Source organism: Pseudomonas oryzicola (assembly GCF_014269185.2).
In the GTDB taxonomy this organism is placed as follows: domain Bacteria; phylum Pseudomonadota; class Gammaproteobacteria; order Pseudomonadales; family Pseudomonadaceae; genus Aquipseudomonas; species Aquipseudomonas oryzicola.
This window is the reverse complement of record NZ_JABWRZ020000002.1, coordinates 109,761-126,470: the sequence shown is the minus strand read 5'-3', so window position 1 is coordinate 126,470 and position 16,710 is coordinate 109,761. Positions and strand designations below refer to the sequence as shown.

Genomic DNA, 16,710 nt, shown 5'->3' with positions numbered 1-16,710 from the left:
GCGAAGAAGCCAGCACCGATTCAACGGTTGGACGCCAGCTCTGCCATCCGCTGCAACACCGCATGCAGCCCGTTGCTGCGCGACGGCGAAAGCTGGCGCTCCAGGCCAAGTTGAGTGAACCACTCACGCAGATCGAGCCCGGCAAGTTCTTCGCTGGCCAACCCCTGCACCCGCACCAGCAACAACGCCAGCAGCCCGCGCAACAGGCGTGCATCGCTGCTGGCCTTGAACCTCCACAAACCCTCGGCCTGCTCGGCCACCAGCCATACCAGGCTCTCGCAGCCATGCACTCGGTTGGCCTCGGTCTTTTCAGTATCAGCCAGCGGTTCCAGCCGATCGCCCCACTGCATCAGCAGCCGCGCACGCTGTTCCCAACCCTTGCCCTGCCCGAAAGCTTCCAGCGCCTGGCGCGCCTGATCGGGCAAGGTCATCGCAACAGCTCCAGGCCCTGATCCAGGGCGTCGAAGAAACGCTGCAAGTCGTCGCTGTCGTTATACAGCCCCAGCGACACGCGGATCGCGCCCTCCAGGCCCAAACCTTTCAACAGTGGCATGGCGCAGTGGTGCCCGGCACGCACGGCAATGCCTTGCTCGGTCAGCAAGTGGGCGATGTCGGCGTTGTGCACCCCTTCGATGACGAAACTGGCAAGGGCCGCCTGTGGCGTGCCCAAGATGCGCACACCATCCCGGTCCGCCAGGCCACGCAGCAAGTGCTGGTGCAAACTGCTTTCATGGGTTTCGACCGCCTGGGTATCGAGGCTGGCCAGGTAATCCAGGGTCGCGCCCAGGCCGATCACGCCGGCGATCGGCGGCGTACCGGCCTCGAAGCCCAGCGGCGCCGGGCGGAAGCTGGCGCTATGATAGTCGGCCAGTTGCACCATCTCGCCGCCGAACTGCCAGTGGCGCAACAGCTGCAGCGCCTGGCTGCGGCCGTACAGCACGCCGACGCCCTCCGGGCCGTACAGCTTGTGGCTGGAGAACACATAGAAGTCGCAGCCCAGTTGCTGCACATCGTGACAGCCGTGCACCACGCCCTGGGCAGCGTCGACCACGGTCAGCGCGCCCTGCGCACGGGCGTGGGCCAGCAGCGCCGACAGCGGCTGCCAGGTGCCCAGCACATTGGACAGCTGGCTTACCGCCAGTACCCGGGTACGTGGCCCGATCAACTGTAGCGCCTGGTCCAGGTCGATACGGCCATGGCCATCCAGCGGCAGCACCACCAGGCGCAGATTGCGTCGCTGCGCCAACTGTTGCCAGGGCAGCAGGTTGGCATGGTGCTCCAGGGCGCTGACAGCGATTTCATCACCGGCCTCGAAGCGCTGTTCCAGGCCATAGGCCAGCAGGTTCAGTGCCGACGTGGCACCGTGGGTGAAGACGATCTGCCGCGAATCTGCCGCATTGAGCCAGGCGGCGACCTTGTCGCGACTGGTTTCGAAAGCCTGGGTCGCGAGTGCGCCGGGCAAATGCTGGGCACGGTGCACGTTGGCAGCGCCATGGCCGTAGTAATGGCTCAGGGCATCGAGCAGGGCTTGCGGCTTCTGGGTGGTGGCGGCACTGTCCAGGTAGGTCTGGTGCTGCCGTTGCAGGGCGGCGATCGCAGGGAAATCGGCACGCCAGGGGGAGGGCTGGAACATGGTCGCGGGGCCTGGAAGGAAAATCGGGTCTGGCGTGGTGCCAGACCCGATCTTAGCATTTCGAGCGCTGAGAATCCGCTGCTACAGGGCTGAAGCGGGCTCAGTTGTGCGCGTGCAGCGCCTCGTTCAGCTCGATGGCCGACTTGTGGGTCTTGCATTCCACCGCGCCGTTCAGCGAGTTGCGGCGGAACAGCAGGTCGGTCTGGCCAGCCAGGTCGCGGGCCTTGACCACTTTGACCAGCTGGTTGTTCTCGTCCAGCAGGTTCACCTTGGTGCCAGCGGTGATGTACAAGCCGGCCTCGACGGTGTTGCGGTCACCCAGCGGGATACCGATACCGGCGTTGGCACCGATCAGGCAGCCTTCGCCGACCTTGATGATGATGTTGCCACCACCGGACAGGGTGCCCATGGTCGAGCAGCCGCCGCCCAGGTCGGAACCCTTGCCGACGAACACGCCAGCGGAAACGCGGCCTTCGATCATGCCCGGGCCTTCGGTGCCGGCGTTAAAGTTGACGAAGCCTTCGTGCATGATGGTGGTGCCTTCGCCGATGTAGGCGCCCAGGCGTACACGGGCGGTGTCGGCGATGCGCACGCCGGCCGGGACCACGTAGTCGGTCATTTTCGGGAACTTGTCCACCGAGAATACTTCCAGCAGCTCGCCCTTCAGGCGTGCTTCCAGTTGCAGTTCGGCCAGTTCGGCCAGGTCGACCGCGCCCTGGTTGGTCCAGGCCACGTTCGGCAGCAGCGGGAAGATGCCGGCCAGGCTCACACCGTGCGGCTTGACCAGGCGGTGCGACAGCAGGTGCAGCTTGAGGTAGGCCTCTGGGGTCGAGGTCAGTGCGGCGTCTTCGGCCAGCAGGGTGGCGACCAGCGGCTTGTGGCTCTCGGCCAGGCGGGTCAGCAGGGCAGCCTGGGCGGCGTCGACGCCCTTCACGGCTTCGGCCAGTTGCGCAGCCTGGGCAGTGCTGAAGGCGATGGCCTGATTACCACCTTGATAGCCGAGGATCGGCGCTACCGCCGCAACCAGCTCTGCGCTCGGGTTGAGCAGCGGTTGTGCGTAGAACACTTCCAGCCAGGCGCCCTGGCGGTTCTGGGAGCCGACACCGAAGGCCAGGCTGAACAGGGTATTGGACATGTGATTACCTCGTGCGAAATAGGGTTGGGACTCAGGCCAGGGCAGCGGCGTAAAGGTCGGGCTTGAAACCGACCAGGGTGCGGGTGCCAAGGTCTAGCACCGGGCGCTTGATCATCGATGGCTGGGCCAGCATCAATTCGACGGCCTTGGCCTGGTCGAGGTCGGCCTTGCTGGCGTCGTCCAGCTTGCGGAACGTGGTACCGGCACGGTTGAGGATGACTTCCCAGCCGTGTTCGTTGCACCAGCGGTTCAGGCTGTCACGGTCGATGCCTTGGGTCTTGTAATCGTGGAATTCGTAGGCGACGGCTTTTTCGTCGAGCCAGGTACGCGCTTTTTTCATGGTGTCGCAGGCTTTGATGCCGTAGAGCGTGTAGGTCATTGTGCGCATTGAGGCCACAGGCTGCCTCAATTTCTCCGTTTTCGAATGTCAGTCGCGGGATTATGCGGGAACCATCCTTTGAGCGCCACGGGGAGCATGCCTTGGGGGGTGTAGCGCCTGGGAGATCGAGCGCCGCCCGCGCGGCGCATCGCGGATAAATCCGCTCCTACATTTGTTGCAACGTGGCCATGCCTGTCAGGCCATGGTTGTCAGCCGTGTTGGCATGACGGGCCTTCGAGGTGGGCATTGGTGCCACCTCACCTGCCTTGAGACATGCGCCAAGGCCAGCAACCATGGCCTATCAGGTTTGGCACGTTGCAACATATGTAGGAGCGGATTCATCCGCGATGCGCCGCGCGGGCGGCGCTCGGTCTCACAGGCACAGCAAGGCTCAACGCATGCGCCCCACGTCTCATCATGTTACATATTCATCCCTCACCTGCGACTATCGTGTAGCGGCCTCGTTTCCCGTTACCCCGCTAACATGTTGTTTCAATGGCGCTCTCTCGCCCCGCTGTCGATCTTGATTCACAAAGGAAGCCTTCACGGATGCAGTCCGCCTACACCGTCCTCATCCTGCTGACGCTGGTCAGCGTGTCGAAGCTGGTCGGTCGCATGATTCCGTTGCCCCTGCCGCTGGTACAGATTGCCGCTGGTGCCTTGCTGGCCTGGCCGACGCTGGGCCTGCATGTAGCCCTGGACCCCGAACTGTTCCTGTTCCTGTTCCTGCCACCCTTGCTGTTCGCCGACGGTTGGCGCATTCCCAAGCGCGAGTTGTGGCGCATCCGCGGGCCGGTGGTGGCGCTGGCCGTGGGGCTGGTGTTGTTCACTGTGGTCGGGGCCGGCTATTTCATCCACTGGTTGCTGCCTGGCATTCCGTTGCCGGTGGCTTTCGCCCTGGCGGCAGTCTTGTCGCCGACCGATGCCGTGGCGGTGTCGGCCATTGCCCAGGACCGCCTGCCCACTCCGCTGATGCACATGCTGCAAGGCGAGGCCCTGATGAACGATGCATCGGGCCTGGTGACCTTCAAGTTCGCCCTGGCAGCGGCGATCACCGGAGTGTTCTCGTTGACCGATGCCAGCTTCAGTTTCGTCCTGGTCGCCCTGGGCGGCCTCGCCGTGGGTGTCGCCCTGAGCTGGCTGATCGGCCGCCTGCGGGCGTGGATGATCGCCCGCGGCTGGGACGACCCGGCCACCCACGTGGTGTTCATGCTGCTGCTGCCGTTCGCCGCCTATGTGCTGGCCGAGCGCCTGGGCGTGTCGGGCATCCTTTCGGCGGTGGCGGCCGGCATGATGCAGAGCTGGCTCGACCTGCTGCCCCGGCAGACCAGCACCCGGCTGCTCAACCGCAGTGTCTGGTCGTTGCTGGAGTTCGCGTTCAACGGCCTGATCTTCCTCCTGCTGGGCCTGCAGTTGCCGGACATCATCAAGGCCGTGGTCAGCCACGAAGCCACCGTGTGGCCGACCCTGGCCTGGCGTTGTCTGGATGTGGTGGCAATCTTTGCCGCCTTGATCCTGCTGCGCTTCATCTGGGTGCAGAGCATCTGGCGCTCGATCGGCGTGATCCGGCGCTGGCGCGGCAAGCCAGCGCTGGTACTGATGCCCACGGCGCGCTCCTGCTGGCTGCTGACCCTGGGCGGCGTACGCGGCGCGGTCACCTTGGCCGGTGTGATGTCGATCCCGCTGCTAATGGAAGCGGGCAAGGCGTTTCCCGAACGCGACCTGCTGATCTTCATCGCGGCCGGGGTGATCCTGCTGTCGCTGATCACCGCCTGTATTGCCCTGCCGCTGCTACTGCGTGGGGTGACCAAGAGCCCGGACGAGCGCTTGCACCAGGAGGTGCAGGAGGCCTGGCGGCGCACCGCCGAGGCGGCAATTCACGCCCTGGAGGCAGAGGAGGTGATCGACAGCACGGCGCCGCAGGATGCCGCCCAGGCGACCTTGGCGACCGAACTCAAGGCGCGCCTGATGGCGGAATACCGGGATGAACTGGACAGCTACAACGACAGCGCCGAAGCCAAGGCCCTGGCGCAACAGATGGACCTGCTGGAGCGACGTCTGCGCCTGCGCGCGCTGCGGGCGCAGCGGCTGGAGCTGTACAACCTGCATCGTCAGCACCTGGTGGGTGACGAGGTGGTGCGCCAGGTGCTGGGCGAGCTGGACTTGAGCGAGGCGAACCTGGGATCGGTCAAGTAGACCGCAGGGGCCGCTTTGCGGCCCTGTGGGAGCGGGTTTACCCGCGAATCAGGCGACGCGGTGAATGGCACCGGCTGTGCCGGTGTTCGCGGGTAAACCCGCTCCCACCGCTACTGCACAACACTCAAGAACTGTACGGGCCCTGTCGAATCAGCGGTTCTGCAGGAACTCGCGAATCCGCTCCGCCGCCTCGATGCACTCGGCCAGCGGCGCGACCAGCGCCATGCGCACGCGCCCGGCGCCCGGGTTCACCCCATCCACTTCACGCGACAGGTACGACCCCGGCACCACCGTTACATGTTGGGCCTCGAACAGGTCGCGGGTGAATTCGGCATCGCCACCGGGCACCTTGGCCCACAGGTAGAAGCTGCCATCCGGGCGCTGCACGTCCAGCACCGGCTGCAGGATATCCAGCACGGCATCGTACTTGGCGCGGTACTGGTCGCGGTTTTCGCGCACATGCGCCTCATCCTGCCAGGCAGCGATGCTGGCCAGCTGGGTTTGTACCGGCATGGCGCAGCCGTGGTAGGTACGGTACAGCAGGAACGGCTTGATGATCTCGGCGTCACCGGCGACGAAGCCCGAGCGCAAACCCGGCAGGTTGGAGCGCTTGGACAGGCTGTGGAACACCACGCAGCGCTTGAAATCGCTGCGGCCCAGTTCCGCGCAGGCAGTCAGCAGGCCCGGCGGTGGGGCGTCTTCGTCGAAATACAGCTCGCTGTAGCACTCGTCGGCGGCGATCACGAAGTCGTGCTCGTCGGCCAGGGCAATCAGCTTCTTCAGAGTGGCCATCGGCACCAGCGCGCCAGTGGGGTTGCCCGGCGAGCACAGGAACAGGATCTGGCAACGCCGCCACACCTCGGCCGGCACGGCGTCGAAGTCGGGGTTGAAGCCGTTGCTTTCCAGGCACGGCAGGTAGTGCGGGGTGGCACCGGCCAGCAGCGCTGCACCTTCGTAGATCTGGTAGAACGGGTTGGGGCTGACCACCAGGCCGTCATCGGCGCGGTTGACCACGGCCTGGGTGAAGGCGAACAGCGCCTCGCGGGTACCGTTGACCGGCAGGATATGACGTTCGGCGTCGAGCCAGCCGGCCGGTACGCCAAAGCGACGTTCGCACCACTGGCCGATCGCCTGGCGCAAGGCGGGCAGGCCGATGGTGCTGGGGTAGACCGCCAGCTTGTCGAGGTTGTCGGCCATGGCCTGGGCAACAAACGCCGGCGATTCGTGCTTCGGCTCACCGATCGACAGGGCGATGGCGCGTTTGCCTGCCGCCGGCTTCACGCTGCCCAGCAGGGCGCGGAGTTTCTCGAACGGGTAGGGCTGAAGCTGGGTCAGGGCATGGTTCATCGGCGCAAGGTCTCGTCAATCGTCTAGTCGTTAAAAAGTCACGCGGGTAGGGCTGGTATCGCTGGCCTGGCCGGCCTGCAGCTGCTGGACGATGGCCTCCTGCAGGCGGCTGCACAGCTGTGGGTCGGACAGCGGCTGGTTGTCGGCGTCGGTGATGAAGAACACGTCCTCCACCCGCTCGCCAAGGGTGGCGATCTTGGCATTCTGCAGCGACAGGTCGAATTCCAGGAAGATCCGCCCGAGCCGGGCCAGCAGGCCAGGGCGGTCGGGCGCGGTGATCTCGAGGATGGTCACTGGCCGCTGGGCATCGTTGAGGATGGTCACCTGCGGCGGGAAGTCGAAGTGCTTGAGCTGGCGTGGCACCCGGCGCTGGATGATGGTCGGATAGTCCTCGGGGTTGCGCAGCGCTTCGGTCAGGCCGTCGCGAATCTGCTTGACCCGCTGCGGGTTGTCGCCGATAGAGCCGCCGTCGTTGTCCAGCACGATGTAGGTGTCGAGGGTGAACTGGCTGCTCGAGGTGATGATCCGCGCGTCGTGGATGTTCAGGTTCAGCTGCGACATGGCGGCCACCGTCACGGCGAAGAAGTCGTGCTGGTCAGGGGCGTAGATGAAGATCTGCGTGCCGCCTTCGAATTCGCGCTGGGTGGTTTCCTTGATCAGCACCAGCGGCCCGCCGTCGGCCGGCTGCTGCAGGATCGCGTCGCTGTGCCAGGCCACGTCGGCGGCGGTGTGCTTGAGGAAGTAGTCGTCGCCCAGCTGTGCCCACAACTGCTCGACGTCGTCCGGGTCGGTGCCCTCGCGCACCAGGATGTCCAGCGCTGCGGACTGGGTCTGGCGGATCTGCTCCTCGCGGTCCAGCGGGTTTTCCAGGCCGCGACGCAGCGCGCGCTTGGTCTCGGTGTACAGTTGGCGCAGCAGGCTGGCACGCCACGAGTTCCACAGGCTGGGGTTGGTGGCGTTGATGTCGGCCACGGTCAGCACGTAGAGGTAGTCCAGGCGTGTTTCATCGCCCACGTGCAGGGCAAAGTCGTTGATCACCTGCGGGTCGGACAGGTCCTTGCGCTGGGCGGTGGTCGACATTACCAGGTGGTTCTGCACCAGCCAGACGATCAGGCGGCTGTCCCAGGCCGGCAACTGGTGACGTTCGCAGAATTTCTGCGCATCCACCGCGCCCAGCTCGGAGTGGTCGCCCTGGCGGCCCTTGCCGATGTCGTGGTACAGGCCGGCCAGGTAGATCAGCTCGGGCTTGGGCAGGCGGCCCATGAGCTTGCTGGCCAGCGGGAATTTCTCGGACACCGGCGTGTACTGCAGCTTGCGCAGGTGCTTGATGAGGTTGAGGGTGTGCGCGTCGACCGTGTAGATGTGGAACAGGTCGTGTTGCATCTGCCCGACGATCAGGCCGAATTCCGGCAGATAGCGGCCGAGGATGCCATAGCGGTTCATCCGCCGCAGGTTGCGGTGGATGCCGATTTCGCACTTGAACAGCTCGATGAACAGGCTGGTGTTGCGGATATCGGTGCGGAAGGTGTCGTCGATCAGGTGCCGGTGTTCGCGCAGCAGGCGCACGGTATCGGCGCGCACGCCCTTGATCTCGGGGTGCTGGGCCATCAGCACGAAGATTTCCAGCATGGCGAACGGGGTGCGCCTGAACACGTTCGGCCGGGTAGCTTCTATATAGCCATCATGCAGGCGGAAGCGTGCATTCAACGGCTGGGTGGTGCCGCTGTCGTCATCGGCGAGGATCACCTCTTCGAAGTGCTGGATGATCAGGTCGCACAACTGGCTGATGCTCATCACCACCCGGTAGTACTGCTGCATGAACTGCTCGATCGCCCGCTTGGGGTTGTCGTCGCTGTAGCCCAGCAGCGCGGCGATGCTGCGCTGGTGGTCGAACAGCAGGCGGTCCTCGGCGCGCCCGGCCAGCATGTGCAGGGCGTAGCGCACCTTCCACAGGAAATCCTGGGAAGAGGCCAGCAGCTCGTTCTCGCTTTCCAGCAAAAAGCCTTCGCCGGCCAGCGCATGCAGGTTGAGGGTGCCATACTGGCGGCGGGCCACCCACAGCACGGTCTGGATGTCGCGCAGGCCACCGGGCGAGCCTTTCACGTTGGGTTCGAGGTTGTATTCGGTATCGTTGTACTTGTGGTGGCGGGCCTTGAGTTCGGCGCGCTTGGCCAGGAAGAAGTCCTTGCTTGGCCACATGTGCGTGGTACCGGTCACCTCCAGCATGCGCTGGCGCAAGGCCTCGGGGCCGGCGATGGTGCGGCTTTCCATCAGATTGGTGATGATCGTCAGGTCGGCGCGGGCCTGCTCGGCACATTCGTCGACGGTGCGCACGCTCTGGCCCACTTCCAGGCCAATGTCCCACAGCAGGGTGAGAAACCGTTCGATGGCGTCGCGGTACTGCTCGTGTTCGGCGGCGCCCAGCAGGATCAGCAGGTCGATGTCCGAATGCGGGTGCAGTTCGCCACGCCCGTAGCCGCCAACCGCGACCAGGGCGATGCCGCTGTGGTCGCCCCAGTTGAACTGGTTCCATGCCTGTTGCAGGATATTGTCGACGAGCCAGGCGCGGGCCTCGATCAGTGGACGGATTTCGCCGCCGCTGCGGAAACGCCTGTCAAGCACCTCGCCGGCCTGGCGGATGGCCTTCTTGAAGGCGGCAATGGGGCTCGCCTTGAGGGCCAGTTCCGCCTGGAACTGGCCGCGGTCGAACAGCTCGGGATCCACCTGGGGCATCGCGTCAGGTTCCTGTCGAGGGGTGGCCGTTGGCTGAGTAAGCTCAGGCCGAGGTGCGCGGGATGGTGTCGTCCTTGCGCAGGGTGAAGATCTCGTAGCCGGTTGCGGTTACCACCAGGGTATGTTCCCACTGGGCCGAGAGCTTGCGGTCCTTGGTAATGGCGGTCCAGCCGTCGCCCAGCACCTTGGTGTCGGCCTTGCCCTGGTTGATCATCGGCTCGATGGTGAAGGTCATGCCTTCCTTCAGCTCCATGCCGGTGCCGGCGCGGCCGTAGTGAAGGATCTGCGGCTCTTCGTGGAACACCTTGCCGATACCGTGGCCGCAGAACTCGCGTACCACCGAGAAACCGTTCTTTTCCGCGTGCTTCTGGATCACTTCGCCGATGTCGCCCAGGCGGCAGCCCGGCTTGACCAGCTCGATGGCCTTGTACATGCACTCCTGGGTGACCTTGGACAGGCGCTCGGCCCATACCGGCACGGTGCCGACATGGAACATGCGGCTGGTGTCGCCGTGGTAGCCGTCCTTGATCACGGTGACGTCGATGTTCAGCGTGTCACCGTCCTTGAGCGGCTTGTCGTTGGGGATGCCGTGGCAGACCACATGGTTGATCGAGGTGCAGATCGACTTCGGGTAGCCCTTGTAGTTGAGCGGCGCCGGGATGGCCTGCTGGACGTTGACGATGTAGTCGTGGCACAGGCGGTCCAGCTCTTCGGTGGTGACACCGGGCTTGACGTGTTCTTCGATCATTTCCAGCACTTCGGCGGCCAGGCGGCCGGCGATGCGCATCTTCTCGATGTCTTCTGCGGTCTTGATGGTGACGGTCATTACAGGCTCTCTACAGCGCCGCATGCGGCGCGAACAAACGGGAAAGGCCGGATTCTAGCAGAGCAGGGCGCCGATCGGTCGGGATAACATCGGAGAATTGGGCTGCCGTGCAGCCCATCGCCGGCAAGCCAGTTCCCACAGGAATTGCGTTACCCTTGTGGACGCTGCCATCTCTCCATACGGCCATTCTGGCCTGTTTGGCGGGGTGCTGCAAAAGCCGCTGACGGACGCGACAGTATCCGGGTTCCGTTCGGTCGCTGTCTGTGGTATAAAATGCGCCGCTTTCGGGGACGACCCCGTCAGCACTTAACCCACACACGTGTCGACACGATGACCTGGGTGCCCCGAGTTGCAGAATTCGCGGGTTGGTCATTGGGATACGTGGAGGCCCAACCCGACTTATCAAGGAACTATCATGTCCCAAGTCAACATGCGCGATATGCTGAAGGCCGGTGTGCACTTCGGCCACCAGACCCGTTACTGGAACCCGAAAATGGGCAAGTACATTTTCGGCGCGCGCAACAAGATCCACATCGTCAACCTGGAAAAAACCCTGCCGATGTTCAACGACGCCCTGGCGTTCGTAGAGCGCCTGGCCCAGGGCAAGAACAAGATCCTGTTCGTCGGCACCAAGCGTTCCGCTGGCAAGATCGTCGCCGAGCAAGCTGCTCGTTGCGGTTCGCCATACGTTGACCACCGTTGGTTGGGCGGCATGCTGACCAACTACAAGACCATCCGCGCTTCGATCAAGCGTCTGCGCGACCTGGAAACCCAGGCCGAAGACGGCACTTTCGCCAAGCTGACCAAGAAAGAAGCCCTGATGCGTTCCCGCGACCTGGAAAAACTGGATCGCAGCCTGGGCGGCATCAAGGACATGGGCGGTCTGCCTGACGCTCTGTTCGTTATCGACGTTGATCACGAGCGCATCGCGATCACCGAAGCCAACAAGCTGGGCATCCCGGTTATCGGCGTTGTCGATACCAACAGCAGCCCGGAAGGTGTTGACTACATCATCCCAGGTAACGATGACGCCATCCGCGCTATCGAGCTGTACATGACTTCGATGGCTGACGCAGTCATCCGCGGCCGCAACAACGTTGCCGGCGGCACCGAAGTTTACGCTGAAGAAGCGGCTGCACCTGCTGCCGAGTAATTAGACGCTAGCGTCGACTTGGCACGCAAAAAGGGGGCTCTGCCCCCTTTTTGCCACCTTGAAATCCTGCTGTCAGCATCGGCCCCGCATCATGGGCCCTGCTGAGATAAACACAGTGGATTTGCAGAATTGAACGCCCGTGATCTACGGGTGGAATGGTTGAAAAACTTTCCAAGAGGATTTTGAAATGGCAGCAATTACTGCAGCGCTGGTCAAAGAACTGCGCGAGCGTACCGGCGAAGGCATGATGGATTGCAAGAAGGCCCTGGAAAAGGCCGGCGGCGACATCGAGAAAGCCATTGACGACATGCGTGCCTCGGGCGCCATCAAAGCCGCCAAGAAGGCTGGCAACGTCGCTGCTGAAGGCGCTATCGCCGTCAAGACCGACGGTAAATCCGCCGTCCTGCTGGAAGTGAACTCGCAGACCGACTTCCTGGCCCTGCAAGACGACTTCAAGAACTTCGTTACCGACAGCCTCGAAGAAGCCTTCGCTCAGAAGCTGACCGACGCTGCTCCGCTGATCGCTTCGCGTGAAGCTGCGCGTGAAGCCCTGGTTGCCAAGTGCGGCGAAAACGTCAACATCCGTCGCCTGGTGCGCGTTGAAGGTGACGTGGTCGGTGCCTACCTGCACGGCAACAAGATCGGCGCTGCCGTTGTCCTGAAAGGCGGCGACGTCGAACTGGCCAAGAACATCGCCATGCACGTTGCAGCTTCGAACCCTGAGTTCCTGCTGCCGTCGGAAGTTTCGGCCGAAGCCATCGAGCGCGAGAAGGGCGTATTCCTGCAGCTGAACGCTGACAAGATCGCCGGCAAGCCGGAAAACATCGTCGAGAACATGATCAAGGGTCGTATCTCGAAGTTCCTGGCCGAAGCCTCGCTGGTCGAGCAGGCATTCGTCATGAACCCGGAAGTCAAGGTTGGCGAGCTGGCCAAGAAAGCCGGTGCTGAAATCGTTTCCTTCACCTACTTCAAGGTCGGCGAAGGCATCGAGAAGCCAGTCGACAACTTCGCTGAAGAAGTTGCCGCTCAGGTCGCTGCTGCCAAGCAGTAAGACAGCCCCGTCTGTCGCCCCAAAGAGGCTGCCCGCTCACGCGCGCAGCCTCTTTGTCAAAACGGAGAGGGGTTTATCCGACTTCCTCTTCGCTGGCACCGAAGCGGTGCCACGCTACAGTTAGCAGGCTGAAAACAGCCCGCACGAATTTTCTAAAAGTACGCCGCAGGAGAGACTCGCAATGGCTCAGCAGGTGAGTGGTCGCCAACCTCGCTATAAACGCATTTTGCTCAAACTTAGCGGCGAGGCCCTGATGGGCTCGGAAGACTTCGGGATCGACCCGAAGGTGCTGGATCGCATGGCCCTCGAAGTTGGCCAGCTGGTAGGGATCGGTGTCCAGGTTGGCCTGGTGATCGGTGGTGGCAACCTGTTCCGCGGCGCCGCGCTCAGCGCAGCCGGCATGGACCGTGTCACCGGTGACCACATGGGCATGCTGGCCACCGTGATGAACGGCCTGGCCATGCGCGATGCGCTGGAGCGCTCGAACATCCCGGCCCTGGTCATGTCGGCCATTTCCATGGTCGGTGTCACCGATCATTACGATCGTCGCAAAGCTATTCGCCACCTCAACTCCGGGGATGTGGTAATTTTCTCCGCCGGTACCGGCAACCCGTTCTTCACCACCGACTCCGCGGCCTGCCTGCGCGCCATCGAAATCGATGCCGACGTGGTGCTGAAGGCGACCAAGGTCGATGGTGTGTACACTGCCGATCCATTCAAGGACCCGCATGCCGAGAAGTTCGAGCACCTGACCTACGATGAGGTGCTGGATCGCAAGCTGGGCGTGATGGACCTGACCGCAATCTGCCTGTGCCGTGACCACAAGATGCCATTGCGGGTATTCAACATGAACAAGCCTGGCGCCCTGCTGAACATCGTGGTGGGTGGCGCTGAAGGTACTCTGATCGAGGAAGGCCAAGCATGATCAACGACATCAAGAAAGACGCGCAGGAGCGCATGACCAAGTCCCTCGAGGCCCTGGGTCGCAACCTGGCGGCAATCCGCACCGGTCGCGCTCACCCGAGCATTCTGGATAGCGTCAAGGTCCCGGCCTGGGGCAGCGAGATGCCGCTGAACCAGGTGGCTGCGATCACCGTCGAAGATGCCCGCACCCTGAAGATCGTCGCCCACGACAAGAACCTCAGCGCTGCCATCGAGAAGGCCATCCTCACCTCCGACCTGGGCCTGAACCCGTCCAGCGCCGGCACCACCATCCGTGTACCGATGCCGGCCCTGACCGAGGAGACCCGCAAGGGCTACACCAAGCAGGCCAGCGGCGTTGCCGAGGATGCCAAGGTCGCTGTGCGCAACGTGCGCCGCGATGCCCTGGCCGAGCTGAAAAAGCTGACCAAGGACAAGGAAATCAGCGAAGACGAAGAGCGTCGCGCTGCTGACGAGATCCAGAAGCTGACCGACAAGTTCGTTGCCGAAGTCGATGCCGCCTTCAAAGCCAAGGAAAAGGACCTGATGGCCGTCTAAGGCCGGGGTTTTTTAATGGAAAAGACCAAGCCAGCGGTGCCGTCCTCGGTGCCGCGTCATGTCGCGATCATCATGGATGGCAACAACCGCTGGGCGAAAAAGCGCCTGCTGCCCGGCGTTGCCGGGCACAAGGCGGGTGTCGACGCCGTTCGCGCGGTCATCGAAGTGTGTGCCGAATCCGGGGTCGAGGTGCTGACCCTGTTCGCGTTCTCCAGCGAGAACTGGCAGCGCCCCGCCGAAGAGGTCGGTGCGCTGATGGAGCTGTTCTTCTCGGCCCTGCGTCGCGAGGCCAGGCGGCTGAACGAGAACAACATCAGCCTGCGTATCATTGGTGACCGTTCACGTTTCCATCCGGAGCTGCAGGCTGCCATGCGCGAGGCCGAGGCACTGACCGCCGGCAACAACCGTTTCATCCTGCAGATCGCGGCCAATTATGGTGGCCAGTGGGACATCGCCCAGGCCGCCCAACGGCTGGCGCGGGAAGTGCAAGCCGGGCACCTGCGCCCGGAGGACATCACCCCAGGCCTGCTGCAAGCCTGCCTGGCAACCGGCGAGCTGCCGCTGCCGGACTTGTGCATCCGCACCGGTGGTGAGCACCGCATCAGCAACTTCCTGCTGTGGCAGCTGGCCTACGCCGAGTTGTATTTCTCCGACCTGTACTGGCCGGACTTCAAACACGAGGCCATGCGCAATGCCCTGGCCGATTTCGCTTCGCGCCAGCGCCGCTTCGGGAAGACCAGCGAGCAGGTCGAGGCTGGAGCTCGTGCTTAATGCTTAAACAACGCATCATTACCGCGCTGATCCTGCTGCCGATCGCGCTGGGTGGCTTCTTCCTGCTCAATGGCGGGGATTTCGCCCTGTTCATCGGCTTTGTGGTAACCCTCGGCGCCTGGGAGTGGGCACGCCTGGCCGGGCTGATGGCCCAGCCGCTGCGCATCGCCTATGCCGTGGTGGTGGCCGGGGCGCTGATGCTGCTATACATCCTTCCCGAGCTGGCGCCGTGGGTGCTCGGCGCTGCGGTGATCTGGTGGGGGCTGGCTACCTGGCTGGTGCTGACCTATCCGCGCAGCAGCGAGCTGTGGGCCAGTGCCGCCTGCCGGCTGCTGATCGGCCTGCTGGTGCTGCTGCCGGCCTGGCAGGGGCTGGTGCTGCTCAAGCACTGGTCACTGGGTAACTGGCTGATCCTGTCGGTCATGGTGCTGGTATGGGCCGCCGATATCGGTGCGTATTTCTCCGGTCGTGCCTTCGGCAAGCGCAAGCTGGCCCCGCAGGTCAGCCCGGGCAAAAGTTGGGAAGGCGTGTATGGCGGCCTGGCGGTCAGCCTGGTGATCACGGCGGTGGTCGGTATCAGCCGCGACTGGAGCTTCGGTCAGATCCTGCTGGGCCTGTTGGGTGCCGCGCTGGTGGTCATGTCGTCGGTGGTTGGTGACCTGACCGAAAGCATGTTCAAGCGCCGCTCCGGCATCAAGGACAGCAGCAACCTGCTGCCCGGTCATGGCGGGGTGCTGGACCGCATCGACAGCCTGACGGCTGCCATCCCGATTTTCGCCGTGCTGTTGTGGGCAGCGGAATGGGGTGTGATGTGAGCCGTCCGCAGCGCATTACCGTGCTCGGGGCCACCGGTTCCATCGGCCTGAGCACGCTGGATGTCATCGCACGCCATCCCGACCGCTACCAGGTGTTCGCCCTGAGCGGCTATTCGCGTATCGACGAATTGCTCGCCCTGTGTTTGCGCCATCGCCCGGCGTTTGCCGTGGTGCCGGTGGCCGAGGCGGCCGTCCGTCTGCGCGAAGGCCTGGCTGCGGCGGGCTGCGCCACCGAAGTGCTGGAAGGCGAAGCCGGGTTGTGCCAGGTGGCTTGCGCGCCGGAGGTCGACGCCGTGATGGCAGCCATCGTCGGTGCTGCCGGCTTGCGTCCCACCCTCGCCGCGGTCGAGGCGGGCAAGAAGGTGCTGCTGGCCAACAAGGAGGCGCTGGTGATGTCCGGTGCGCTGTTCATGGACGCGGTGCGGCGCAGCGGCGCTGTGTTGCTGCCGATCGACAGCGAGCACAATGCGATCTTCCAGTGCATGCCCGGCGACTATGCACGTGGCCTGCATGCCGTAGGCGTACGCCGGATCCTGCTGACCGCTTCCGGTGGCCCGTTCCGCGAGACGCCCGTCGAGGCATTGCTCGACGTCACCCCGGAGCAGGCTTGCGCGCACCCCAACTGGTCCATGGGGCGCAAGATTTCGGTGGATTCCGCCAGCATGATGAACAAGGGCCTGGAACTGATCGAGGCTTGCTGGTTGTTCGATGCGGCACCGGCCAAGGTCGAGGTGGTGGTGCATCCGCAAAGCGTGATCCACTCCCTGGTGGACTACGTTGATGGTTCGGTGCTGGCGCAGTTGGGTAACCCGGACATGCGCACGCCGATCGCCAACGCCCTGGCCTGGCCCGAACGGATCGATTCCGGGGTGGCCCCGCTGGACCTGTTCGCCATCGCCCGTCTGGATTTCCAGGCACCCGACGAACAGCGCTTCCCTTGCCTGCGCCTGGCGCGGCAGGCTGCCGAGGCTGGCAACAGCGCGCCGGCCGTGCTCAATGCCGCCAACGAAGTCGCGGTCGAGGCATTTCTCCAACGGCGTATCCGCTTCCCGGAGATCGCGCGTATGATCGAACAGGTGCTCGCTCAGGAGTCCGTCGTGCCGCTGCCGTCGCTGGACGCGGTGTTCGCCGCCGACCAGCGTGCCCGGGAGCTTTCCCGTGAATGGCTGAGGCGCCACGGTCGCTGATGCAG

General features: G+C 63.9%; 15 protein-coding genes. 8 read left to right on the top strand and 7 right to left on the bottom strand.

The features are described from left to right. Positions 1-20 precede the first annotated feature (20 nt). The 4 genes from HU760_RS18680 to HU760_RS18665 all read right to left on the bottom strand — a co-directional run bounded on the left by HU760_RS18680 (position 21) and on the right by HU760_RS18665 (position 3,147). A complete protein-coding gene (locus HU760_RS18680; protein ID WP_186679242.1) occupies positions 21-431 on the bottom strand; it encodes a SufE family protein in 411 nt (136 codons plus the stop codon). Continuing rightward, positions 428-1,633, bottom strand: a complete 1,206-nt coding sequence (locus tag HU760_RS18675; protein WP_186679240.1) for a cysteine desulfurase — start codon at positions 1,631-1,633, stop codon at positions 428-430. The genes HU760_RS18680 and HU760_RS18675 overlap by 4 nt, the downstream gene beginning before the upstream one ends. 100 nt (positions 1,634-1,733) lie before the next feature. After that, positions 1,734-2,768, bottom strand: coding sequence for a 2,3,4,5-tetrahydropyridine-2,6-dicarboxylate N-succinyltransferase (dapD, locus tag HU760_RS18670; RefSeq protein ID WP_186679237.1), 1,035 nt, complete (start codon positions 2,766-2,768; stop codon positions 1,734-1,736). A gap of 31 nt (positions 2,769-2,799) precedes the next feature. Next, on the bottom strand, positions 2,800-3,147 hold the full coding sequence (locus tag HU760_RS18665) for an ArsC family reductase (protein ID WP_186679235.1): 348 nt from the start codon (positions 3,145-3,147) through the stop codon (positions 2,800-2,802). Positions 3,148-3,696: 549 nt separating this feature from the next. Here HU760_RS18665 and HU760_RS18660 point away from each other — a divergent pair. Next, entirely contained in the window at positions 3,697-5,343 is a 1,647-nt protein-coding gene (locus HU760_RS18660; RefSeq protein ID WP_186679233.1) for a Na+/H+ antiporter, read from the top strand. 150 nt (positions 5,344-5,493) lie between these two features. On the opposite strand, the gene dapC is transcribed toward HU760_RS18660, so the two are convergent. Genes dapC through map form a run of 3 tightly spaced genes read right to left on the bottom strand, consistent with a single transcriptional unit; the run spans position 5,494 to position 10,249 of the window. Next, positions 5,494-6,690: a succinyldiaminopimelate transaminase gene (gene dapC / locus HU760_RS18655; RefSeq protein ID WP_186679231.1), complete on the bottom strand. Its 1,197-nt coding sequence runs from the start codon at positions 6,688-6,690 to the stop codon at positions 5,494-5,496. A 30-nt stretch (positions 6,691-6,720) separates the two neighbouring features. After that, positions 6,721-9,423, bottom strand: a complete 2,703-nt coding sequence (locus tag HU760_RS18650; RefSeq protein WP_186679229.1) for a [protein-PII] uridylyltransferase — start codon at positions 9,421-9,423, stop codon at positions 6,721-6,723. 43 nt (positions 9,424-9,466) lie between these two features. After that, on the bottom strand, positions 9,467-10,249 hold the full coding sequence (gene map / locus HU760_RS18645) for a type I methionyl aminopeptidase (RefSeq protein WP_004375406.1): 783 nt from the start codon (positions 10,247-10,249) through the stop codon (positions 9,467-9,469). Positions 10,250-10,664: 415 nt separating this feature from the next. On the opposite strand from map, the gene rpsB reads away from it, so the two are divergent. The 7 genes from rpsB (at position 10,665) to ispC (ending at position 16,705) form a co-directional block, all read left to right on the top strand. Further along, positions 10,665-11,402: a 30S ribosomal protein S2 gene (gene rpsB / locus HU760_RS18640; protein WP_046616139.1), complete on the top strand. Its 738-nt coding sequence runs from the start codon at positions 10,665-10,667 to the stop codon at positions 11,400-11,402. 187 nt (positions 11,403-11,589) lie between these two features. Beyond that, positions 11,590-12,453, top strand: coding sequence for a translation elongation factor Ts (gene tsf / locus HU760_RS18635; RefSeq protein ID WP_186679226.1), 864 nt, complete (start codon positions 11,590-11,592; stop codon positions 12,451-12,453). A 181-nt stretch (positions 12,454-12,634) separates the two neighbouring features. Further along, positions 12,635-13,378, top strand: coding sequence for a UMP kinase (gene pyrH / locus HU760_RS18630; RefSeq protein ID WP_186679223.1), 744 nt, complete (start codon positions 12,635-12,637; stop codon positions 13,376-13,378). Next, positions 13,375-13,932: a ribosome recycling factor gene (gene frr, locus HU760_RS18625; protein WP_186679220.1), complete on the top strand. Its 558-nt coding sequence runs from the start codon at positions 13,375-13,377 to the stop codon at positions 13,930-13,932. The genes pyrH and frr overlap by 4 nt, the downstream gene beginning before the upstream one ends. 15 nt (positions 13,933-13,947) lie before the next feature. Next, positions 13,948-14,703, top strand: coding sequence for a polyprenyl diphosphate synthase (gene uppS, locus HU760_RS18620; protein WP_186679217.1), 756 nt, complete (start codon positions 13,948-13,950; stop codon positions 14,701-14,703). After that, on the top strand, positions 14,703-15,518 hold the full coding sequence (locus HU760_RS18615) for a phosphatidate cytidylyltransferase (protein WP_186679211.1): 816 nt from the start codon (positions 14,703-14,705) through the stop codon (positions 15,516-15,518). Before uppS ends, HU760_RS18615 begins: the two co-directional genes overlap by 1 nt. Then, the gene (gene ispC, locus HU760_RS18610) at positions 15,515-16,705 is read left to right on the top strand and encodes a 1-deoxy-D-xylulose-5-phosphate reductoisomerase (RefSeq protein ID WP_186679209.1); all 1,191 of its coding nucleotides are present in this window, start codon (positions 15,515-15,517) and stop codon (positions 16,703-16,705) included. The genes HU760_RS18615 and ispC overlap by 4 nt, the downstream gene beginning before the upstream one ends. The last annotated feature ends 5 nt before the right edge of the window (positions 16,706-16,710 follow it).

What these genes read in the sequence shown, in the direction of transcription:
- HU760_RS18680 (WP_186679242.1), bottom strand. Translation starts at nt 431, where the DNA reads ATGACCTTGCCCGATCAGGCGCGCCAGGCGCTGGAAGCTTTCGGGCAG.
- HU760_RS18675 (WP_186679240.1), bottom strand. Translation starts at nt 1,633, where the DNA reads ATGTTCCAGCCCTCCCCCTGGCGTGCCGATTTCCCTGCGATCGCCGCC.
- dapD (WP_186679237.1), bottom strand. Translation starts at nt 2,768, where the DNA reads ATGTCCAATACCCTGTTCAGCCTGGCCTTCGGTGTCGGCTCCCAGAAC.
- HU760_RS18665 (WP_186679235.1), bottom strand. Translation starts at nt 3,147, where the DNA reads ATGACCTACACGCTCTACGGCATCAAAGCCTGCGACACCATGAAAAAA.
- HU760_RS18660 (WP_186679233.1), top strand. Translation starts at nt 3,697, where the DNA reads ATGCAGTCCGCCTACACCGTCCTCATCCTGCTGACGCTGGTCAGCGTG.
- dapC (WP_186679231.1), bottom strand. Translation starts at nt 6,690, where the DNA reads ATGAACCATGCCCTGACCCAGCTTCAGCCCTACCCGTTCGAGAAACTC.
- HU760_RS18650 (WP_186679229.1), bottom strand. Translation starts at nt 9,423, where the DNA reads ATGCCCCAGGTGGATCCCGAGCTGTTCGACCGCGGCCAGTTCCAGGCG.
- map (WP_004375406.1), bottom strand. Translation starts at nt 10,249, where the DNA reads ATGACCGTCACCATCAAGACCGCAGAAGACATCGAGAAGATGCGCATC.
- rpsB (WP_046616139.1), top strand. Translation starts at nt 10,665, where the DNA reads ATGTCCCAAGTCAACATGCGCGATATGCTGAAGGCCGGTGTGCACTTC.
- tsf (WP_186679226.1), top strand. Translation starts at nt 11,590, where the DNA reads ATGGCAGCAATTACTGCAGCGCTGGTCAAAGAACTGCGCGAGCGTACC.
- pyrH (WP_186679223.1), top strand. Translation starts at nt 12,635, where the DNA reads ATGGCTCAGCAGGTGAGTGGTCGCCAACCTCGCTATAAACGCATTTTG.
- frr (WP_186679220.1), top strand. Translation starts at nt 13,375, where the DNA reads ATGATCAACGACATCAAGAAAGACGCGCAGGAGCGCATGACCAAGTCC.
- uppS (WP_186679217.1), top strand. Translation starts at nt 13,948, where the DNA reads ATGGAAAAGACCAAGCCAGCGGTGCCGTCCTCGGTGCCGCGTCATGTC.
- HU760_RS18615 (WP_186679211.1), top strand. Translation starts at nt 14,703, where the DNA reads ATGCTTAAACAACGCATCATTACCGCGCTGATCCTGCTGCCGATCGCG.